Source organism: Streptococcus cristatus (assembly GCF_001588905.1).
GTDB lineage: Bacteria > Bacillota > Bacilli > Lactobacillales > Streptococcaceae > Streptococcus > Streptococcus cristatus_N.
In genome coordinates, this window is record NZ_LAWH01000059.1 from 1 (window position 1) to 3,424 (window position 3,424).

The following is a 3,424-nucleotide window of genomic DNA, read 5'->3' on the forward strand; positions in this document are numbered from 1 at the left end:
TCAACCACTGCGTCTTGCTCGACAATCCAGAGACAATTGAGAGGCTAGGACTTTTGTCCCAGCCTCTTGGTTAGTATAAAGTCGGATTTAAACCGATAAAAAAGGCGGTAGACGGATTTGAACCGACGATCAAGCTTTTGCAGAGCCGTGCCTTACCACTTGGCTATACCGCCACAACTCTTACTATTCTACCTTAAAACGGCCTGTTCGTCAAGAGCCTGACCCGACTTAAGTGAGAATTTCTTGAAGGCTGGCTAGCAGATGGGCTGAATCAAAGCGAGAAAATAGTGGCCAAAGACTTGTCAAAAGCTAGAAAATTTGATATGATAGTAGATGCCGTTTAAACGGCAGAAATACTCATTTTAGATGAATTGTGGAGCCGTTGCCGATTGGTAGCTCTGCGAGCTGAAATCTAAGAGAGGAAAAAAACAAAAAGGAGAATTTACTCATGGCAGTAATTTCAATGAAACAACTTCTTGAGGCTGGTGTTCACTTTGGTCACCAAACTCGTCGCTGGAACCCTAAGATGGCTAAGTACATCTTCACTGAGCGTAACGGTATCCACGTTATCGACCTTCAACAAACTGTAAAATACGCAGATCAAGCTTACGACTTCATGCGTGATGCAGCTGCAAACGATGCAGTTATCTTGTTTGTTGGTACTAAAAAGCAAGCTGCTGAAGCTGTAAAAGAAGAAGCAGAACGTGCTGGTCAATACTACATCAACCACCGTTGGTTGGGTGGAACTCTTACAAACTGGACAACTATCCAAAAACGTGTTGCTCGTTTGAAAGAAATCAAACGTATGGAAGAAGAAGGAATCTTCGAAGTTCTTCCTAAGAAAGAAGTAGCACTTTTGAACAAACAACGTGCTCGTCTTGAAAAATTCTTGGGTGGTATCGAAGATATGCCTCGCATCCCAGATGTAATGTACATCGTTGACCCTCATAAAGAGCAAATCGCTGTTAAGGAAGCTAAGAAACTTGGTATTCCAGTAGTTGCGATGGTTGACACAAACACTGATCCAGACGATATCGATGTGATTATCCCTGCTAACGACGACGCAATCCGTGCCGTTAAGTTGATCACTGCGAAAATGGCTGACGCTGTTATCGAAGGTCGTCAAGGTGAGGACGCTGTAGCGACTGTTGAAGCAGAATTTGCTGCAACTGAAACTCAAGCAGACTCAATCGAAGAAATCGTTGAAGTTGTAGAAGGCGACAACGCATAATTTTCATAAGTCAATTAACCTAAAGGGGCGGGGCTCAGCCCGGCCCCTTTATTTAAAAATAGTAAACATAGGAGAAGAAAAATGGCAGAAATTACAGCTAAGCTTGTAAAAGAATTGCGCGAAAAATCTGGTGCTGGTGTCATGGACGCTAAGAAAGCATTGGTTGAAACAGATGGTGACATCGAAAAAGCGATTGAATTGCTTCGCGAAAAAGGTATGGCAAAAGCAGCTAAGAAGGCTGACCGTGTTGCCGCTGAAGGTTTGACAGGCGTTTACGTGGATGGTAACGTTGCAGCTATCGTTGAAGTCAACGCTGAAACTGACTTTGTTGCGAAAAACGCTCAATTCGTTGAATTGGTAAATGCTACTGCAAAAGTTATCGCAGAAGGCAAGCCAGCGAACAACGAAGAAGCATTTGCATTGACAATGCCTTCAGGTGAAACTCTTGAAGCTGCATACGTATCTGCAACTGCAACTATCGGAGAAAAAATCTCATTCCGTCGTTTTGCTTTGGTTGAAAAGACTGATGCTCAACACTTCGGTGCTTACCAACACAATGGTGGCCGTATCGGTGTTGTTTCAGTGATTGACGGTGGTGATGACGCTCTTGCGAAACAAATTTCTATGCATATCGCAGCGATGAAACCAACTGTTCTTTCATACAAAGAATTGGATGAGCAATTTGTTAAAGATGAATTGGCACAATTGAACCACGCTATCGATCAAGACAATGAAAGCCGCGCTATGGTTGACAAGCCAGCACTTCCACACTTGAAATATGGTTCAAAAGCTCAGTTGACTGACGAAGTGATTGCACAAGCTGAAGCTGATATCAAAGCTGAATTGGCTGCTGAAGGCAAACCAGAAAAAATCTGGGACAAGATCATCCCAGGTAAAATGGATCGCTTCTTGCTTGACAACACTAAAGTTGACCAAGCTTACACACTTCTTGCACAAGTGTACATCATGGATGACAGCAAGACAGTTGAAGCTTACCTTGAATCAGTGAATGCTTCAGTAGTTGAGTTTGTTCGCTTTGAAGTTGGTGAAGGTATTGAAAAAGCAGCTAACGACTTCGAATCAGAAGTTGCAGCAACAATGGCAGCTGCTCTTGGCCAAAACTAATCTAAGTTTATAACAAAAAAAGATTGAAAAGAAATTATTTCTTTTCAATCTTTTTTATTATGCTTGCCTGAATAGTTCTTCTTTTAAATTGAGAAGAATTGGCCTACGAGATAGGTGACAGCCATGGTCAAAAGTCCGATAGTGAGGTTACGGATCATGGCATTTTTAATGGGTGCCTGTCCCAATTTTGCACTAGTATAGCCGGTTCCCAAGAGGGAAAGAGCTACAACAAGGACGGTCGCTGGAATCCTATAGGCAGCCGGAAGCAGAACGATGGTCAGCATAGGGAAAATTGCACCTATGGCAAAGGCTAGAAAGCTGGATATGGCTGCGTGCCAAGGATTGGTGAACTCTTCGACCTCAATGCCGTACTTTTCCTCTACCAAGGCCTTGAGCGGATCCTGCAAGAAGGCGCGATTGGTCAAGAGTTGGGCAGAAGTCTCGCACTCACCATTTTGGACGTAGGAGGCGTAGAGGGACTGTCTGGCAATATCGGGATTCTTTTCCAAGAGTTCTCGCTCTCTAGCCACTGCAGCCTCCTCAGTGTCCTTCTGAGTGGAGACGGATACGTACTCCCCGCCTGCCATAGAAAAGGCACCGGCAAAGACAGCAGCCAGACCAGATAGAAAGATAATCCAAACATCTTCCGTTGCACTGGCCACTCCGATGACCACCCCTGCGATAGAAATAATACCGTCGTTGGCCCCCAAAACTCCAGCCCGCAAAATATTCAGGCGTCCGCTAAAATTTTTGTCAATCTTATGTTCTTCCATTCTGAAACTTTTCTCTTTTCTTTTTATTTATAATGATTATAAATAAAAAGAATAATGAAGGCAAGTGAAAGTCGGAAAATGAGAAAAGTCCAACGATTTAAGGGAAAATTCCTATCAAAAAAGAGAGTGGGATAGAAATCGGTAATTCGTTAGAATTCGATTTCGTCATCCCACCTCCGCACAGTTGAGTAGGGTTGTAAAAGCTGATGAAATCAGCGTAGTAGAGCCCACTCAACCACTGCGTCTTGCTCGACAATCCAAAGACAATTGAGAGGCTAGGACTTTTGTCCCAGCC

General features: G+C 43.6%; 4 protein-coding genes and 1 tRNA gene. 2 read left to right on the forward strand and 3 right to left on the reverse strand.

Translation table 11 applies throughout. The features are described 5' to 3' along the window. Positions 1-102: 102 nt before the first annotated feature. Positions 103-173, reverse strand: a tRNA-Cys gene (locus A0765_RS09350). Positions 174-448: 275 nt separating this feature from the next. Here A0765_RS09350 and rpsB point away from each other — a divergent pair. Continuing rightward, on the forward strand, positions 449-1,231 hold the full coding sequence (rpsB, locus tag A0765_RS09355; protein WP_015605907.1) for a 30S ribosomal protein S2: 783 nt from the start codon (positions 449-451) through the stop codon (positions 1,229-1,231). An 81-nt stretch (positions 1,232-1,312) separates the two neighbouring features. Continuing rightward, a complete protein-coding gene (gene tsf, locus A0765_RS09360; protein ID WP_005591546.1) occupies positions 1,313-2,356 on the forward strand; it encodes a translation elongation factor Ts in 1,044 nt (347 codons plus the stop codon). Positions 2,357-2,439: 83 nt separating this feature from the next. Here the strand turns inward: tsf and A0765_RS09365 are convergent, their stop codons facing one another. Continuing rightward, positions 2,440-3,129 carry a VIT1/CCC1 transporter family protein gene (locus A0765_RS09365; protein WP_045500318.1) on the reverse strand — a complete coding sequence of 230 codons (690 nt, stop codon included), beginning with the start codon at positions 3,127-3,129 and terminating at the stop codon, positions 2,440-2,442. Between the two features lie 97 nt (positions 3,130-3,226). Then, the coding region (locus A0765_RS10510) for a hypothetical protein (protein ID WP_218837447.1) at positions 3,227-3,424 on the reverse strand (198 nt) is incomplete at its 5' end.